The 17,208-nt window shown below is 67.6% G+C and carries 18 protein-coding genes; 14 read left to right on the forward strand and 4 right to left on the reverse strand.

Annotated elements, in window-relative coordinates; translation table 11 throughout:
* Positions 1–18 precede the first annotated feature (18 nt).
* The 3 genes from DPR14_RS00980 (at position 19) to DPR14_RS00990 (ending at position 2,727) form a co-directional block, all read left to right on the forward strand.
* Positions 19–1,287, forward strand: a complete 1,269-nt coding sequence (locus tag DPR14_RS00980) for a class I SAM-dependent methyltransferase (RefSeq protein WP_158043494.1) — start codon at positions 19–21, stop codon at positions 1,285–1,287.
* 36 nt (positions 1,288–1,323) lie between these two features.
* A complete protein-coding gene (locus tag DPR14_RS00985; RefSeq protein WP_158043495.1) occupies positions 1,324–1,518 on the forward strand; it encodes a hypothetical protein in 195 nt (64 codons plus the stop codon).
* Between the two features lie 186 nt (positions 1,519–1,704).
* Positions 1,705–2,727 (forward strand): acyltransferase family protein, encoded by a 1,023-nt coding sequence (locus tag DPR14_RS00990; RefSeq protein ID WP_192499210.1) that lies wholly within the window; start codon positions 1,705–1,707, stop codon positions 2,725–2,727.
* A gap of 31 nt (positions 2,728–2,758) precedes the next feature.
* On the opposite strand, the gene DPR14_RS00995 is transcribed toward DPR14_RS00990, so the two are convergent.
* The 4 genes from DPR14_RS00995 to pspF form a co-directional block, all read right to left on the reverse strand.
* Positions 2,759–2,965 (reverse strand): hypothetical protein, encoded by a 207-nt coding sequence (locus DPR14_RS00995; protein WP_158043497.1) that lies wholly within the window; start codon positions 2,963–2,965, stop codon positions 2,759–2,761.
* Between the two features lie 124 nt (positions 2,966–3,089).
* On the reverse strand, positions 3,090–5,573 hold the full coding sequence (locus DPR14_RS01000; protein ID WP_192499211.1) for a sensor histidine kinase: 2,484 nt from the start codon (positions 5,571–5,573) through the stop codon (positions 3,090–3,092).
* A 2-nt stretch (positions 5,574–5,575) separates the two neighbouring features.
* On the reverse strand, positions 5,576–6,592 hold the full coding sequence (gene dctP, locus DPR14_RS01005) for a TRAP transporter substrate-binding protein DctP (protein WP_158043499.1): 1,017 nt from the start codon (positions 6,590–6,592) through the stop codon (positions 5,576–5,578).
* Between the two features lie 122 nt (positions 6,593–6,714).
* Positions 6,715–7,734, reverse strand: coding sequence for a phage shock protein operon transcriptional activator (gene pspF, locus DPR14_RS01010; RefSeq protein WP_158043500.1), 1,020 nt, complete (start codon positions 7,732–7,734; stop codon positions 6,715–6,717).
* A 191-nt stretch (positions 7,735–7,925) separates the two neighbouring features.
* Here pspF and DPR14_RS27070 point away from each other — a divergent pair, with 191 nt between their 5' ends.
* From DPR14_RS27070 to DPR14_RS01060, 11 genes are all read left to right on the forward strand, one after another.
* Complete coding sequence (locus DPR14_RS27070) at positions 7,926–8,081, forward strand: hypothetical protein (protein WP_192499212.1); 156 nt, start codon at positions 7,926–7,928, stop codon at positions 8,079–8,081.
* A gap of 53 nt (positions 8,082–8,134) precedes the next feature.
* Positions 8,135–8,812, forward strand: coding sequence for a phage shock protein PspA (pspA, locus tag DPR14_RS01015; RefSeq protein ID WP_158043501.1), 678 nt, complete (start codon positions 8,135–8,137; stop codon positions 8,810–8,812).
* Positions 8,813–8,815: 3 nt separating this feature from the next.
* A complete protein-coding gene (gene pspB, locus DPR14_RS01020) occupies positions 8,816–9,046 on the forward strand; it encodes an envelope stress response membrane protein PspB (RefSeq protein ID WP_158043502.1) in 231 nt (76 codons plus the stop codon).
* The gene (gene pspC, locus DPR14_RS01025) at positions 9,043–9,447 is read left to right on the forward strand and encodes an envelope stress response membrane protein PspC (RefSeq protein ID WP_158043503.1); all 405 of its coding nucleotides are present in this window, start codon (positions 9,043–9,045) and stop codon (positions 9,445–9,447) included. The genes pspB and pspC overlap by 4 nt, the downstream gene beginning before the upstream one ends.
* A gap of 692 nt (positions 9,448–10,139) precedes the next feature.
* Positions 10,140–10,910 (forward strand): FkbM family methyltransferase, encoded by a 771-nt coding sequence (locus DPR14_RS01030; protein ID WP_211103888.1) that lies wholly within the window; start codon positions 10,140–10,142, stop codon positions 10,908–10,910.
* 216 nt (positions 10,911–11,126) lie between these two features.
* Entirely contained in the window at positions 11,127–12,227 is a 1,101-nt protein-coding gene (locus DPR14_RS01035) for an ABC transporter ATP-binding protein (RefSeq protein WP_158043505.1), read from the forward strand.
* 19 nt (positions 12,228–12,246) lie between these two features.
* Positions 12,247–13,332, forward strand: coding sequence for an ABC transporter ATP-binding protein (locus tag DPR14_RS01040; RefSeq protein ID WP_158043506.1), 1,086 nt, complete (start codon positions 12,247–12,249; stop codon positions 13,330–13,332).
* A 15-nt stretch (positions 13,333–13,347) separates the two neighbouring features.
* The gene (locus DPR14_RS01045; RefSeq protein ID WP_158043507.1) at positions 13,348–14,223 is read left to right on the forward strand and encodes a carbohydrate ABC transporter permease; all 876 of its coding nucleotides are present in this window, start codon (positions 13,348–13,350) and stop codon (positions 14,221–14,223) included.
* Positions 14,220–15,050, forward strand: coding sequence for a carbohydrate ABC transporter permease (locus DPR14_RS01050; protein ID WP_158043508.1), 831 nt, complete (start codon positions 14,220–14,222; stop codon positions 15,048–15,050). Before DPR14_RS01045 ends, DPR14_RS01050 begins: the two co-directional genes overlap by 4 nt.
* Before the next feature lie 10 nt (positions 15,051–15,060).
* The gene (locus DPR14_RS01055) at positions 15,061–15,351 is read left to right on the forward strand and encodes a DUF2160 domain-containing protein (protein WP_246148689.1); all 291 of its coding nucleotides are present in this window, start codon (positions 15,061–15,063) and stop codon (positions 15,349–15,351) included.
* Between the two features lie 76 nt (positions 15,352–15,427).
* Positions 15,428–17,191 carry an ABC transporter substrate-binding protein gene (locus DPR14_RS01060; RefSeq protein WP_211103889.1) on the forward strand — a complete coding sequence of 588 codons (1,764 nt, stop codon included), beginning with the start codon at positions 15,428–15,430 and terminating at the stop codon, positions 17,189–17,191.
* Positions 17,192–17,208: the final 17 nt, after the last annotated feature.

Here is a 17,208-nt window from a genome sequence, read left to right on the forward strand (position 1 = left end):
TGCTTGGAACCGAATTCGATGCCCGACCGCCTGCGCGCCCAGTACGAGGCCTATCCCTATCCCGCGCGCGATCCCCGTGACGAGGCCAAGCGCCTGCTGACCGGGTCGCCGGGTCATCTGGACGAGGTGAACCACTATGTCTTCGGCGGCCGTCTCGGCGGGAGTCCCGGCGGGACGGCGCCGTTCCGCGTGCTGTTCGCCGGCGGCGGGACCGGCGACGGCACGATCATGCTGGCCCAGCAGGCGGCCGACGCCGGGCTGGCGGCCGAGATCACCTATCTGGACCTGTCGGATGCCTCGCGGTCGATCGCGGAGCGGCGGGCCGAGGCGCGGGGGCTGACCAACATCCGCTTCCGCAGCGGGTCGCTGCTCGACTGGGCGGGGCTGGGGAGCTTCGACTACATCGACTGCTGCGGCGTGCTGCACCATCTGGAGGACCCCGCGGCGGGGCTCCGGTCGCTGCTGTCCGCCCTGGCGCCCGGCGGCGGCATCGGGCTGATGGTCTACGGCACGTTCGGGCGGACGGGGGTCTATCCGCTGCAGGACGCCCTGCGCACCCTGGCGGACGGGCTGCCCGACGCCGAGCGGGTAGACCTGGCCAAACGCCTGCTCAAGACCTTGCCGCCGACCAATTGGCTGAAGCGCAACCCTTTCATCGGCGACCACCAGGAGTCCGACGCCGGACTCTACGACCTGCTGCTGCACAGCCGCGACCGCGCCTATACGGTGCCGGAGCTGGCGGACCTGGCATCGGGCTGCGGCCTCGCCATCACCGCCTTTATCGAGCCGGCGCGCTACGATCCCGCGCGCTACATCGCCGATCCCCGCGTCCGGCGGCGCCTGGACGGTCTCGGCGCGGTGGCGCGGGCCGCCCTGGCCGAGCAGCTTTCGGGCAGCATGGCGAAACATGTGTGCTACCTGGTGCGGCCGGAGGACGCCGCCGATGCCGTGGCGACACCCGACGACCTGGACATGGTGCCGGTGTTGCGGGATCTCGACGGCGCCGCCATCGCCCGCGGCCTCAAGCCCGGCGCCGGCTTGCGCGCCGACCTCGGCGGGATGCCGGTGAACCTGCCGATGCCCCGGCTGGCCGGTCCGTTGCTGGCCCGGATCGACGGCCGCACCAGCGTGGGTAAGCTCTATGAAGCACTTGGAAAAGTTGAACCGGGGTTGACCATTCCGGCGTTTCTTGCACAATTCAACGATCTGTACACGGTTCTGAATGGGATGAACAAACTCCTGCTCCGCCGGCAACATGGGGCCGCGCAAGGCGTTCAGTATTACTGAGCATCTACGGCACCGATGCCGGAATGCGAGGACGGCATGTGGACTACCATCCTTCAGACAACGGCCGCACCCTGGAGTGCCAGACAGGACGCCCGCGGCGGCGTTGCCACGACCGTCGTCCTGGTCCGGATCGCGGCGGTCCTCCTTGGCTTCATCCCGACGGCGCGCCGCGACGGCGGCACGATCATGGCCGTCCGGGGCCAGCGCTGCGTCAAGTCGTCACCGCCCTGATCCTCACGATACCCGGCTTTCGCTGAAACGGACTCCCGTCCCGGGAGTCCGTGGTTCTGCGCTGTCCTTGCGACACGCGCCAAGTCCCGGTTCTCGTGAGATCGATTTATGGTGTTGTTGGCAACTTCCGATTCATCAAGGCACGGTACGGGCGGGCCGTCCGGGAGCAAAGCCCGGATCGGCTGGATGGATACGCTGCGCGGAATGGCGATCGTCCTCGTCATACTCGACCATGCGCTCTATCACGCCACGCTCAGTTCCGACAGCGTTCCCCAATGGATCGCGACCCTATCGCTGATCTTCAACCCGCTTCGCATGCCGCTGATGGTGTTCCTGTCGGGCATGCTGCTCAGCCCGTCGCTGCGCAAGGGCGCCCCAGACTATCTGACGGGGAAGACGCGGAACATCCTCTATCCCTATGTCCTGTGGTCGACGGTCTACGTCTCCCTCTGGGTGATCGCGGCCCCGTTCTCCGGCACGCCCCATTCCTGGAGCGAGCTGCTGATGATCCCCTATGCGCCGCAGGGACATATGTGGTTTCTCCACAACCTGTTCCTGTTCTACCTGATCATGCTGGCATTCCAGCGGGTCTCGCGCCTGGTCGTCGCGGCGGTGGCCCTGGCGGCGTCGGGGCTGTTCGATTTCTGGTATCTCGACCGGTTCTTCTTCCTGCTGGGATTCTTCGCGCTGGGCGACTATGCCGTCCAGCGGGAGGATCTGATCTCCAGGCTGCTGGCCAACCGCGCGATCGTGGCGGTCATGACCGTGCTGACCCTCGGCATGCCGGCCACCGTCCTGCTGCTGGAAACCGATCTGCGGTACCGGATACCCAGCATCCCGCTGGCCGTGGGCGGCATCGGCGTCATGATCCTGCTGGCCGGACGAATCGGCGACAAGCCGTTCGCGGCGCTGTTCCGCCATATCGGCCGGAACTCGCTGCCGGCCTATATCCTGCACTGGATCATCCTGGCGGCGGCCGTGGTGGTGCTGAAGAGGATCGTCCCGCAGGACCAGGGGATGCTGCTGTTCACCGTGCTCGGGACCATCGGCTTCATAGGGACGCTGACGGCCATCGAGGTGATCAACCGGCTGGGACTGCACTGGCTGTTCTCCTGGCCGAAACGCGCCCGGAAGAAGCCTCAAGGTGCCGGAAGGAGCGACGGTTCGGCGCACCTGATGCGCGGGGTGCACCTGAGGAACGCCAAATGAGGTGACGGGCACCCGCCGCGACGGGGGCGGGTCAGACCTGGATGTCAATCCGGCCACCGCGGCTGCGCAATCCCTGGTTCGAGATCTCGAACGAGGAACTCATCAGCTGCGGCGTCTGGTTCTGCCGGCTCTCGTTCTTCTGGACGACCTCTTCGGTCACCGCGTTCTGCGACTGGACGCGCGCCTGGTAACTGGCCCTGACCGGGCTCATCGCCTTGCCGATGTCCGACAGTCCCATGGACATGATCTGCTGACCCTATTCGCTTGGTTCCATGCCCGGCATCGCGTCGGACATCCACTATTTATCACAAACGCGATCGGGGTGCGACTATCCGTTGAGGGTAGCTGTTGCGTCCCGTTCGTCACGCGGCCATGCCGGAGGCCCGCTTGACGGTCGGCAGCGTTATGCGGACGCGGGTTCCCACGTCGATCGTGCTGTCGATGGTCACGGTGCCGCCATGCCCCCTGACCAGCGAATCGACCAGCGAAAGTCCCAGCCCCGTCCCCTCCTGCCCGCGGGTATAGGCGCTGTCGATCCGCTCGAACGGCTGCAGCACCGTCAGCAACCGGTCGGCGGGGATGCCGATTCCGGTGTCGGAGACGGAGAGTTCCACGTAGCCCCCCGTGCTCCGCCGGCAGGCCAAGTCGATCCGGCCGTGGTCCGGGGTGAACTTGATGGCGTTCGACAGCAGGTTGAACAGGATCTGCTTGACCGCCCGCTCGTCGGCGTGGAGCGGTTCGTCCTCGGCGTCGCCCAGATCGACGTGGAGGGAATGGCCGTGATCCTCCGCACGCTGGCGCACCAGCTTGATCACCGAGTTCACCACCGGCCCGATCGCCAGGGCGTTCGGGATCAGGTCGAGCTTGCCGGCCTCGATCTTCGACAGGTCCAGGATGTCGTTGATCAGCGACAGGAGGTGCTCGCCGCTGGTGTGGATGTCGCCGGCATACTCGGCATAGCGGTCGAGGTCGTCGCCGAAGCTGCGCTCCCGGATGATCTCGGAGAATCCCAGGATCGCGTTGAGCGGCGTCCGCAGTTCGTGGCTCATGCAGGCCAGGAAGTTGGACTTCGCCCGGTTCGCCTCCTCGGCGCGGGCCCGTTCCCGGTCGCGCTGGTCGACCAGGCTCGCCAGTTCGGCCTCGCGCCGCCTGATCTCGTCGATGTCGCTGAACACGCCGATGATCCCGGCCCGCTGGGAGGCCGCGTTGAGGAACACCGCCTTGCTGATCACGGCGGCGCGGAGGCTGCCGTCGGCGTAGCGGACCTCGGTCTCGAAGGTCCGGGAGCCGCCGTGCATGCGCAGGTCGCGGTCCACCTTGGCATAGACCTCGGCGATCTCGGGATCGGCGATGTCGGTGACCCGCAGCCCCTTGACGCCGCCCCGTTCCAGGCCGAGGGCCTGCTCGAACGCCCGGTTGGCGCCGAGATAGACGCCGTTCATGTCCTTGAAGAAGACCGGCAGGGGAATGGTGTCGAGCAGGGTATGCTCGAACCGGGCCTGGTCCTCCAGCGCCCGTTCGGCCAGGATGCGGTCGGTCACGTCGTGCTGGATACCGATGAAATGGGTCAGCCGGCCGTCGTCGTCGCAGACCGGCGCGATGCTGACCTGGTTGTAGAACAGCGACCCGTCCTTGCGGAAATTGCGCACCGTCGCCACCACGGGGCTGCTGTCGCGCAGCGCCCGGCGGATCTCCTCCAGCGCCGGCTGGGCGATCTCCGTCCCGTGCATGAAGCGGGGGTTCCTGCCGACCACCTCGGCGGACGTGTAGCCGGTGTTGCGCTCGAAGGCGTGGTTGACCCAGGTGATCGGGGTGTCGATGCCGGCCCGGCAGATCAGGATGCCGTTGCTCGACTGGGCCAGGGCGTGGTCCTTCAGCCGCAGTTCGGAGAAGGCTTCCGACCGCGACCGCTCGATCTGGAACAGCCGGGCCAGCAGCAGCAGGCCGCCGGCGGTCAGGATGCCGACGATCAGGGCCGCGATCGTCACTGTGCGCCACCAGGCGGCCAGCGTCTCCTCCGTCCGGTTCGCCGCGACGGCGAGGAGCGGCAGGACGCGGGTCTGGGCCGCAGCGGCGATCAGGCCGTCCCGTTCGGCGACCTGGATGGCGCCGGCGTCCGGCGTGCCGCCTGCGATCAGCCGGACCGCGTCGACCGCGATTCCCTGGCGCTGCCCGGCGAACATGTCGGCCGGCCCGACCACGATGTCGCCGTCGGGCAGCGTCAGCGCCTCCACCTGCTCGACCCCGGCGGTGTGACCGTATCCCAGCAGCGCCACCGCCTGGAAGCTCGCCTGGGCGATGCCCAGGAAACGCCCCCGCCGATCCAGGATCGAGCGCCGGAGGGCGACCAGTCCCAGCACGTGATCATGGCCCATGCTGCCGGTGATCCGGCCGCCGGCATGGTCCCGAAGCGTGGTTTCGTCCAGCCCGAGGTCCGCCGATCTCGGGCAGGCGGAGGACCGCACGGCGCCGTCGGGGCCGAAGATCACAAGGCAGCCGCCGGTCGGCAGGTGGCGGGCCATGAAGCGCTGGATCGGATCGCGGGTCGCCGGTCCGGTTCCTTCCGAGTCGCGTTCCTCCAGGTTGAACGCGGCGGCGGCGAGGGCCACGCCGACTTGGCGCAGGACCCCGTCGGCGTGCTGCGCCAGCAGGATCGCCCGGGTCTCCGCTTCCAACCGCACCTCGGCCAGCCGGTCCATGCGGTCCTTCCACAGGCCGACGACCAGAAGAACGATCACCAGCCCGATGGTCGCGGCGGCGAAGACCGTCGCGCCGGCCAGGGTCGACAGGGTATGGTAGGATGGACCGGTCCGGCGCTGCCGGTGTTTCGGCGGTTCGTCGGTCACGGTCATTCCTTCAGTCCCGCGGTGATGCGGTCGATGGCGCGTCCATCGATCCCGGACCGCAGCGCCACCGCCGCCTGATCGGTGACCAGCCGGGCCCGGACGGCCGAGGTTCGTTCCGGCGTCGGGACGGCGATCCGGACGCCGGCCCCGAGGGCGCGGTCGCGGGCGTCCGCCTGCGCCCGGGCGGCCAGGGCGCGCCCTTCCTCGACGCCGAGGTCCCAGGCGGTGCGCAGGTCGCGGCGGCTTCCCTCGTCGAGTTGACGCCAGAAGTAGTCGGACACCAGCGGGACGTAGTGGGAGAAATACTGGCGGTCCTCCAGCGCGAAGCGCACGCCCCGGGACCACAGCGGAATGCTGTCGAGCGTCGCGAAGGTGGAGATCAGGCCGTCCACCCTGTTTTCCGTCAGCGCGCGGGGCAGGTCGGTCCAGGCGATCGTCACGGGCTCCGCGCCCAGCGCCGCGAGCCGCCAGGCGTTCGCCATCCCGCCCGGGGACCGGATGCGCAGCCCGGCGAGGTCGTCCACGTCGTCGATCGCCGTCCGGGTGGTGAAGACATGGGCGAAGCCGAGCCCGATCCAGCGTCCGAGGACGATGGCGCCCAGGCCTTCCTCGATCTGGCCGTTCATCGCTTCGATCGCCGGGCCGTCCTGGACCAGCGCCGCCTCCTCAGGGGTGCGCCCGTAGAAGACCGGCAGCATGAAGGCGCCGGTGTCGGGAGCCACCTGGTCGAGCTGCCACGTCCCGGCGACCGCCATGCCGATCTTGCCCTGGACCAGGGCGGCCAGGACATCGCGGTCGCGGTAGAGCTCGCCGCCGAACCGGTGGTCGACATCGATCCGGTCGGCGCAGCATTCGCGCACCCGTTCGACGAAACGGCGGACGATCACGGTCTGTACATGGCCGGGACCGTTCTCGGTCGAAATCAGCAGCGTCGGCCGGGCCAGTGCGCTTTCCGTGGCGGCGGTCAGGGCGACGGTCAGGGCGGCGATCATGATGAAAAGGCATAGGCGGATCGTCATAATACGAATTCGTAACAGGTCCGCGGCGGCCGGGGTTTGATATCGATCAAGTCTTCTGTCGGACAGGTTGCCGCGCCGCCGGCCGCGATGTCGCACCGGGGGCGTTCCTGCCGCGGCGGCGTTCAGGGCGACCGGTCTTCCGACAGCCCGTATTTCCGCAGGTAGCCGCGGAACTGGTGGTAACGGAGACCGAGGTCCGCGGCCGCCCGCTTCCGGTTGAACTGGTTGCGCTCCAGGGCCGCCGTCAGCAGCCCGATCTCGAAAGCGCGCACCGCGTCCGGGAAGGAATCCGGCTCCGGCGGAGCCGGGCGGGAGGCCGGGACCGGCGGCGGCGGGGAGGCGGGCGGTACGGGCCGCCAGGGCGAGGCGAAGGGATCGAGCACCACCGTGTCGACCGGCCGGTCGGGCCGCTCGGACCGGTAGACGGTGCGTTCCACCGTGTTCTTCAGCTCGCGGACATTGCCCGGCCAGTCGTGGGCCAGCAGATGCCCGAGGGCGCGGTCGGTAAAGCCGGGAAAATAGGGCCGCCCCAGTTCCCGCGCCATGGCGACGGCGAAATTCTCGGCCAGCAGGGGGATGTCCTCCGGCCGGGCGCGCAGCGGCGGGATCGTGATGACGTCGAAGCTCAGCCGGTCCAGCAGGTCGGCGCGGAACTTCCCCTCCGCCGCGAGCGCCGGGAGGTCGGCGTTGGTGGCGCCGATCAGGCGGACGTCGGTCGCCAGTGTCTGGCTGCCGCCGACCCGCTCGAACTCGCCGTACTCGATCACGCGCAGCATCTTCTCCTGGACCGCCGGCGGGGCGTTGGCGATCTCGTCCAGGAACAGGGTGCCGTCGTCGGCCAGTTCGAACCGGCCGACATGGCGCCGCACGGCACCGGTGAAGGCGCCGGCCTCGTGGCCGAACAGCTCGCTTTCCAGCAGCGACTCGGCCAGCGCGCCGCAGTTGAGCTTGACGAACGCGCGGTCCCATCGCCTGGACAGATAGTGCAGGCGGGCCGCCACCAGCTCCTTGCCGGTGCCGCGCTCGCCGATCACCAGCGTCGGCTTGTCCAGCGGAGCCGCCTTGGAGACATGCTCCAGCATCGCCTGGAAGGCCGGGGACTCGCCCATCAGGGCGGGCAGATCGGGGGAAGGTCTTGTCATGTGGTGGATTTCGCCAATGAATGAGCTTTTACGCCATCATATGGCGCGATTTCTCCGGAGTGCCAGGGAAGAAGCCGGGGCATCTTTCCAGTTTTTCAGCGATATCAAGGGTTTGCGCGTGAAGCGTTGGGTTGGCACGGCGCCTGCAATACGAGACGCGTACATCATGACCGTTCCCCTTGGAGACTGCCATGCAGGACTATGCGCGTTACCGGAGCAGCTATCAGAACACGGCCCGGTCCAGCCGGAGCACCGGCGAGCGCTTCCTTGCCTATCTGCGCACCCGCTCGACCGAGACCTGGGTGTTCTTCGCCGCCGGCGTGATCCTGGGCGCCTTCGTCGGCTGACCGGACGCCGAACCGACCCTTCTTCCCACAGACCACATACGGGACAAGCCATCATGGGCATTTTTTCGCGCCTGAGCGACATCATCAATTCCAACCTCAACGCGATCCTCGACCGCGCCGAGGATCCCGAGAAGCTGATCCGCCTGGTGATCCAGGAGATGGAGGACACGCTGGTCGAGGTCCGCTCCAGCACCGTCAAGACCATCGCCGAGCGCAAGGAGATCGAGCGCCGCCTGGTTTCCCTCAACCGCGAATTGGAGGACTGGCAGCGCAAGGCCGAACTGGCGCTGTCGCGCGACCGGGAGGATCTCGCCAAGGGCGCGCTGGTCGCCAAGTCCAAGATCGCCGAGCAGATCGACACGCTTCAGCACCAACTCGTCCATATCGAGGAGGCGCTGGCCAAGAGCAGCGAGGACATCAGCCGGCTGCAGGAGAAGCTGACCGACGCCAAGAAGCGCGAGAAGGCCATCGTGCTGCGCCAGAAGTCGGCGGCCAGCCGGCTGAAGGTCAACACCCAGATCCACGACGACCGGATCAACGAGGCGTTCGCCCGGTTCGAACAGGTCGAGCGGAACCTGGACGAGATGGAAGGGCGGGTCGAGGCCTTCGATCTCGGCCGGAAGCGGACGCTGGCCGAGGAGTTCTCCGACCTGGAGGCCTCGTCCAAGGTTGAGCAGGAGCTGGCCGACCTGAAGGCCCGCCTGCACAACTCCAAGCCGGTGGCGGGCTAAGCCATGGGTGGCGGGGGCGTTTTCGTCCTGGCGGTGCTGTTCCTGACCATCGTGGCACCGCTCTGGATCATTTTCCACTATGTCACCAAGTGGCGGTCGGCCCGCGGGCTGTCCGCCGAGGATGAACGGACGCTGGCCGAGCTGTGGGACAGCGCGGGCAGGATGGAGAACCGGATCGTCAGCCTGGAGAAGATACTGGACGCCGAGGCGCCGGGATGGAGGAACCGCCAATGAGCTGGCCGGAATCACCCTTCGCCTCGCCCAACCCTCACCGGCTCTACCGGGACAGGGACAAGGGCAAGTTGTTCGGCGTCTGCGCCGGCTTGGCCGATTACTTCGGGGTGGACGTCTTCCTCGTCCGCCTCGGGGTGGCCCTGGGCGGAGTTTTCTTCACCATGCCGATCGTCGGCGCATACCTGCTGGCGGCGCTGGTGCTCAAGCACAAACCCGCGCGGGTCTATGCCAGCCGGGAGGAAGAGGACTTCTGGCGCACGGTCGCGACCAAGCCGGATGTCACCATCGCCGGCCTGAAGCACAAGTTCCGCGAGATGGAACGGCGTCTGGGCGGCATGGAGACTTATGTCTCATCGAAGGAGTTCGAACTGGACAGGGCGATCAACGATCTCGATCGGTGACCGGCCGCCGGTTCGAACGAGGCTTCGGCCCGGACACGCAGTCCGGGTCGGGTGCCTCCACACGGATCCGCAAACATGGATCCGGGGATGGAATCAGCGGCGCTGGTTACGCCGGTTGGCACGGACCCGCACGGGGACCGGACGCGGCGCGCTGGCGGCAACGTAGCAGCCGGCAACGGCGACAGAGGTGATCAAAGCTATCAGTGCGATTTCCATGTATCCTCTCCTTCGTTGCCAATTAGATTGGTGCAACACCGGTGCGGTTGGTAGGGGTAAAATGAAGCCCTATGCCGTTTTTGCGACTCTGAACAGTTGCCGCTTTTTTGGACCAGTTTCGTTTACGAGAAATTAACCAAGCATTAGGCTTCGGCCTGCTCCCGGGGTCCCTCCGCGGCCCCTGAAGAGTCAACCACGAAACCGCCGCCGGGTTCCTCGAAGCCGCGAAAGATGCGTGCCGTGGCTGGACGCCGTCAGGCGGCGCGCATGTCCCGGATGAAGTCGTCGACATGGCTGCGCAGGGCGGCCGTCCGGACCGCGCGGGCGGCCACGTCGGCCCGGCGGCATGATCTGCCCGAGTCCTGCGGGCCGGTCTCCGGGCACTCCGGATGAAGCGGCCCTGTCCTGGCAACCCGGCGCCGCGTCCCTATCTTGTGACGCAGGCGCTGGCACCATCCGGAAACAGGACCCTCCCTTTGACACTCCGGGCGAATTCACTCCTGAAGGCCTACGGCGTCCTCCGGTCCGCGTTGATCTACCGGGCCAATCCCCTGCGGCGGCGGCGGTCCAGGGAGTTCTACGGCCGTTTTCTCGGTCCCGGCGATCTCGCCTTCGACATCGGGGCGCATCTGGGGGACCGGGTCCGGGCTTGGCGCGACCTGGGCGCCCGGGTCGTCGCGGTCGAGCCGCAGCCCCATCTGGCCGCCGTGCTCGACCGCTTCCACGGACACGACCCTTCGGTAACGCTGGTTCCCGCGGCCCTGGGGGCGGCGCCGGGCAGCGCCGAGCTGCTGATCAACCGGCGCAATCCCACGCTGTCCACCCTGTCGGCGGAATGGGCCGCCGAGGTGGCGGCGTCGCCGCGCTTTCCCGGCGAGCGCTGGGAGGAGCGTGTCACGGTGGAGGTGACGACCCTGGATGCGCTGATCGCCGCGCACGGCGTGCCGCGGTTCTGCAAGATCGACGTGGAGGGCTTCGAGCGGGCGGTGCTCGACGGGCTGTCCCGGCCGATCGAGTGCCTGTCGTTCGAGTTCATTCCCGAAACGCCCGAACGGGCGCTGGCCTGCCTGGAGCGGTTGGCGGACCTGGGGCCGCACCGCTACAACGTGGCGCTCGGCGAGGAGCGGCGCCTGCTGTCCGGGGACTGGCTCGACCAGGGCGCCATCGTGGACTGGCTGAAGTCTCGCCGTCCGGCCGACGGCTCCGGCGACATCTATGCCCGGCATGTTCCTTTTCGATCATCCTGAGCGAAAATATGTTCGTTTAGGAACAATCTGAACCCGAAATTTTCGTTTGCAAAAACACGGGCAGTCCGCATAACCTCCGTATATCAAATTATAAGAACTCTCCGCACCGGCGCCGCGCCGGGCTCTGAAGGGAGAGGATCGGGGAGGATGGCTGACCATGTGCCGTGACGGGTGCGTTCCGGTTTCCCGTGCCTGCAACGACCGGATCGGGCGCCGATGACGCTTGTGCTCGACCGGATTTCCCGTGTCTTCGGCGGTGAGACCCACCTTCACGACCTGTCGCTCACGCTTGCGCCGGGGTCCCTCAACGTGCTGTTCGGGCCGACCCTCGCCGGCAAGACGTCTCTGATGCGCCTGATGGCCGGGCTGGACCGGCCGAGCGGCGGGCGCATCATCTGGCAGGGCAGGGACGTGACCGGCCGGTCCGTGCGGACCCGCGACGTGGCGATGGTCTACCAGCAGTTCGTCAACTATCCCTCCTTCACAGTCTACGACAACATCGCCTCCCCGCTGAAGCTGGCGGGCCTGCCGAAGGCCGAGGTCGACCGCAAGGTGCGGGAGGCCGCGGCGATCATGCATATCGACGGGCTTCTGGGCCGCCTGCCGGCCGAACTGAGCGGCGGCCAGCAGCAGCGCACCGCGATCGCCCGCGCGCTGGTCAAGGAGGCGGGGCTGCTGCTGCTGGACGAGCCGCTGGTCAACCTGGACTACAAGCTGCGGGAGGAGCTGCGCACCGAGATGCGCGAGATCTTCAAGCGCCGCCGCTCGATCGTCGTCTACGCCACCACGGAGCCGCTGGAGGCGCTGATGCTCGGCGGCACCATCGCCGTGCTGCACGAGGGCCGGCTGATCCAGGCCGGGCCGACGGTCGAGGTCTACCACGGCCCGTCGTCGCTCCGGGTCGGGCAGGTGTTCAGCGATCCGCCGCTGAACCAGGTGGACGGCGTGGTGGACGGGGCGGGCGTGCTGCTGGCCGACGGCATCCGGGTGCCGGCGGCGGGCCATCTGGCCGACCTGCCCCATGGCCGCTACCGGTTCGGCGTGCGGGCAAACCACCTCTCGGTGTTCCGGGAGCACGAGGACGACATCCCGGTTCCCGGCACGGTCGAGCTGGCCGAGATCAGCGGGTCGGAGACCTTCATCCATGTCCACGGCCGGGGCTTCGCCTGGGTGGTGCAGCAGGAGGGTGTCCACAGCCTGGGGCTGGGCGAGCAGGTCACCGCCTGGGTCAATGCCCGCCGGCTGTTCGCCTTCGGGGCCGACGGGCGGCTGGTCGCCGCACCGCCGCGCCCGCGCCTAGGCCTCGCGGCGGAATAGGGCGGAGGGGAGAACACCCATGGCACGGATCGAATTGCGCGGCCTCGCCCACTCCTACCGGCCCGACCCCAAGGGCGACGCGGACTATGCGCTGAAGCCGATGCAGCATGTCTGGGAGGACGGCGGCGCCTATGCGCTGCTGGGACCCAGCGGCTGCGGCAAGACCACCCTGCTGAACATCATCTCCGGCCTGCTGGTCCCGAGCGAGGGGCAGGTGCTGTTCGACGGCCGCGACGTGACGGGATTGCCGCCGCAGGAGCGCAACATCGCCCAGGTGTTCCAGTTCCCGGTGATCTACGACACCATGTCGGTGTTCGACAACCTGGCCTTCCCCCTGCGCAACCGGAAGATCGCCGAGCCCGAGGTGCGCGCCCGGGTCGAGGAAGTCGCCGACATGCTGGAGCTGTCGGCCGACCTGGGGCGCAGGGCACGCGGCCTGACCGCCGACCAGAAGCAGAAGATCTCGCTGGGCCGCGGGCTGGTCCGCAGCGACGTGGCGGCGATCCTGTTCGACGAGCCGCTGACCGTGATCGACCCGCAGCTCAAATGGCTCCTGCGGCGGAAGCTGAAGCAGATCCACGACCGGTTCCGGCTGAGCCTGATCTATGTCACCCACGATCAGAACGAGGCGCTGACCTTCGCCGAGCAGGTGGCGGTGATGTATGATGGCCGGGTCATGCAGCTGGGCACGCCGCAGCAGCTGTTCGAGGTGCCGGCCCATACCTTCGTCGGGTATTTCATCGGCAGTCCGGGCATGAACTTCCTGCCCTGCCGGTTCGAGGGCGGCGCGGCGGTCGTGGACGATGTCCGCATCCCGCTCGCCCGGTCGGTGATCGACCATGCGCCGCACCGCGGCGTGCCGCTGGAGATCGGCATCAGGCCGGAGCACCTGGGAGTCGGGGCGTCCCCGGTGAACGGCGCGTTGCCGGCCGAGATCGCGCTGGTCGAGGACCTCGGCAACTTCAAGATCGTCACGGCGAAGCTGGGCCGCCACCAGGTGAAAGCCAAGCTGCACGAGGATGCCCCGGTCCCGGTCGAGCGCGGCTGGCTGACCTTCCCGCCCGACCGCACCCGGCTCTATGCCGACGGCCGGCTGGTCGCCTGAAGGGAGAGAGGCCGCATGGACAACCGCCCCTATGACAACAAGGCCTGGCTGCTGGTGCTGCCGGTCTTCCTGATCGTCGCCATCAGCGCGATCATCCCGCTGATGACGGTCGTGAACTATTCGGTCCAGGACATCCTGGGGCCGTTCCAGCGGGTCTTCGTCGGGACCGAGTGGTTCGAGCAGGTGTTGAACGACGAGCGCCTGCACGGCGCCTTCCTGCGCCAGCTCGTCTTTTCCGCCTGCGTGCTGCTGATCCAGATCCCGCTGGGCATCGCGGTGGCCCTGACCCTGCCGGTCAGGGGCTGGCAGTCGTCCCTGTGCCTGGTGCTGGTGGCGCTGCCGCTGCTGATCCCCTGGAACGTGGTCGGCACGATCTGGCAGCTCTACGCCCGGCCGGACATCGGGCTGGCGGGCGTGGCGGTCAACGGCATCGGCATTCCCTACAACTATACCGCCGACGCCTTCCACGCCTGGCTGACCGTCCTGATCATGGACGTCTGGCACTGGACCCCGCTGGTGATCCTGCTGTGCTATGCCGGCCTGCGGTCGATCCCGGAGGCGTTCTACCAGGCCGCCAGGATCGACGGCGCCTCGGCCTGGGCGGTGTTCCGGTACATCCAGCTGCCCAAGATGCGGCGGGTGCTGACCATCGCGATCCTGCTGCGCTTCATGGACAGCTTCATGATCTACACCGAGCCGTTCGTGCTGACCGGGGGCGGCCCCGGCAACGCCACGACCTTCCTGAGCCAGTTCCTGGCGCAGATCGCGGTCGGGCAGTTCGACCTGGGGCCGGCGGCGGCCTTCTCGCTGATCTATTTCCTGGTGATCCTGCTGCTGTCCTGGGTCTTCTACACCTACATCACCCACACCGACCGGGAGGACGCGCGATGAGCGCCCGGGGCAAGGATCCCGGCTCCGGCTTCAGGAAGCGCCATGTCGGGCTGATCGTCTATTTCGTCTTCCTGCTGCTGCCGATCTATTGGCTGCTCGCCATGTCGGTGAAGCCGAACCAGGAGATCCTGAGCGGGTTCAGCCTGTTCCCGCAGACGGTCACCTTCGCCAACTACGTGACGATCTTCACCGATCCGTCCTGGTACACGGGCTATCTCAACTCGATCCAGTACGTGGCGCTGAACACGGTGATCTCGCTCAGCGTGGCGCTGCCGGCGGCCTACGCCTTCTCGCGCTACCGGTTCCTGGGCGACAAGCACATGTTCTTCTGGCTGCTGACCAACCGCATGGCGCCGCCGGCGGTGTTCCTGCTGCCGTTCTTCCAGCTCTACTCGACCTTCGGGCTGATCGACACCCACATCGCCGTGGCGCTGGCCCACTGCCTGTTCAACGTGCCGCTGGCGGTCTGGATCCTGGAAGGCTTCATGTCGGGCGTCCCGCGCGAGATCGACGAGACAGCCTATATCGACGGCTACGGCTTCCCGCGGTTCTTCCTGACGATCTTCCTGCCGCTGATCCGGGCCGGGATCGGCGTGACCGCCTTCTTCTGCTTCATGTTCTCGTGGGTCGAGCTTCTGCTCGCCCGCACCCTGACCAGCGTGAACGCCAAGCCGATCGCCGCCACCATGACCCGCACGGTCAGCGCCGCCGGCATGGACTGGGGCCTGCTGGCGGCGGCCGGGGTGCTGACCATCGTGCCCGGCGCGCTGGTGATCTGGTTCGTCCGCAACTACATCGCCAAGGGCTTCGCCCTGGGCCGGGTCTGAGGAGGCGGCCATGGACTTCGCCATGGAACTGGAATGGATGGCCTGGACCGGCCCCACGGCGGCCTTCTTCGCCGGCATCGCGCTGATCCTGGCGGGCATGACGGCATGGCAGGCGGTCTCCCCCTCGATCGAGCGGCGGGGTTTCCTGCCGATGCCGACGACGCGCGGCGACCGGCTGTTCATCGGCCTGCTGGGCAGCGCCTACATCCATCTCGCGGTCATCGGCTTCACCGACCTTAATCTGTGGATCGCGTTCGGCCTGGCGGTCCTGTGGATGGCGGCGGTCATGAGGTTCGGGTGAATCCCCGTCCCGGCACGGTCCCCGGGAGCAGGGCCTTGACGTAACGACAACAACCAAGAACGGTTCGGAGGAAACGATGTCGAAGACGGTGCGAAGAACCCTGATGGCCGGCACGGTGCTGGCATCCACCCTGAGTTTCGCGGTCCTGACCCTGACGGCGCTGCCGGCGCCGGCGCAGACCGCCGACCAGATGAACGCGGCGCAGCGCTGGATCGACCAGGAATTCCAGCCTTCCAGCATCTCCAGGGAGGAGCAGCTGAAGGAGATGGAATGGTTCATCAAGGCGGCCGAACCGTTCCGCGGGATGGAGATCTCGGTCGTGTCCGAGACCATCACCACCCACGAGTACGAGGCGAAGACGCTGGCCCGCGCCTTCAGCGAGATCACCGGGATCAAGCTGAAGCACGACCTGATCCAGGAAGGCGACGTCATCGAGAAGCTGCAGACCCAGATGCAGTCGGGGCGCAACGTCTATGACGCCTATGTCAACGACAGCGACCTGATCGGGACCCATTTCCGCTACGGCCAGGCGGTGGCGCTGAGCGACTGGATGGCGGGCGAGGGCAAGGACGTCACCCTGCCGACCCTGGACATCGACGACTTCATCGGCAAGAGCTTCACCACCGCTCCCGACGGCAAGCTGTACCAGCTGCCCGACCAGCAGTTCGCCAACCTCTACTGGTTCCGCGCGGACTGGTTCGCGCGGCCGGACCTGAAGGAGAAGTTCAAGGCCAAGTACGGCTACGAGCTGGGCGTGCCGGTCAACTGGTCGGCCTACGAGGACATCGCCGACTTCTTCACCAACGACGTGAAGAACATCGACGGCGTCCGGGTCTACGGCCATATGGACTACGGCAAGAAGGACCCGTCGCTGGGCTGGCGCTTCACCGACGCGTGGCTGAGCATGGCGGGGGCCGGCGACAAGGGCATCCCGAACGGCGTCCCGGTGGACGAGTGGGGCATCCGGGTCGAGGGCTGCAACCCGGCGGGCTCCAGCGTGACCCGCGGCGGCGACACCAACGGGCCGGCCTCGGTCTACGCCCTGACCAAGTACATCGACTGGCTGAAGAAATACGCCCCGCCCGAGGCCGGCGGCATGACCTTCTCCGAGGCCGGGCCGGTCCCGGCGCAGGGCAACATCGCCCAGCAGATCTTCTGGTACACCGCCTTCACCGCCGACATGACCAAGCCGGGCCTGCCGGTGGTCAATGCCGACGGCACGCCCAAGTGGCGCATGGCGCCGTCGCCCCACGGATCCTATTGGGAAGAGGGGATGAAGCTGGGCTACCAGGACGCCGGTTCCTGGACGCTGATGAAGAGCACCCCGGTCGACCGCCGAAAGGCGGCCTGGCTATACGCCCAGTTCACCGTGGCGAAGACCACCTCGCTGAAGAAGACCATGGTCGGCCTGACCCCGATCCGCGAGTCGGACCTTCAGACCCAGGCGATGACCGAGATGGCGCCCAAGCTGGGCGGCCTGGTCGAGTTCTACCGCAGCCCGGCGCGCGTGTCCTGGACGCCGACCGGCACCAACGTTCCGGACTATCCGAAGCTGGCGCAGCTGTGGTGGCAGAACGTCGCCGAGGCGGTGACGGGCGAGAAGACCCCGCAGCAGGCCATGGACAGCCTGGCCGAGGCCCAGGACGCCGTGCTGGCGCGGCTTGAGCGGGCCAACGTCCAAGGCGACTGCGGACCCAAGCTGAACAAGGTCCAGGACGCCCAGTACTGGTTCGACCAGCCCGGCGCGCCGAAGCCGAAGCTGGCCGACGAGAAGCCCAAGGGCGAGACGGTCGCCTACGAGCAGCTTCTGGAGGCCTGGAAGCAGGGCAAGGTGCGGTAAGCGCGAGGCATCCTTGG

The organism is Skermanella pratensis, from assembly GCF_008843145.1.
GTDB classification, from domain to species: Bacteria; Pseudomonadota; Alphaproteobacteria; order Azospirillales; family Azospirillaceae; genus Skermanella; species Skermanella pratensis.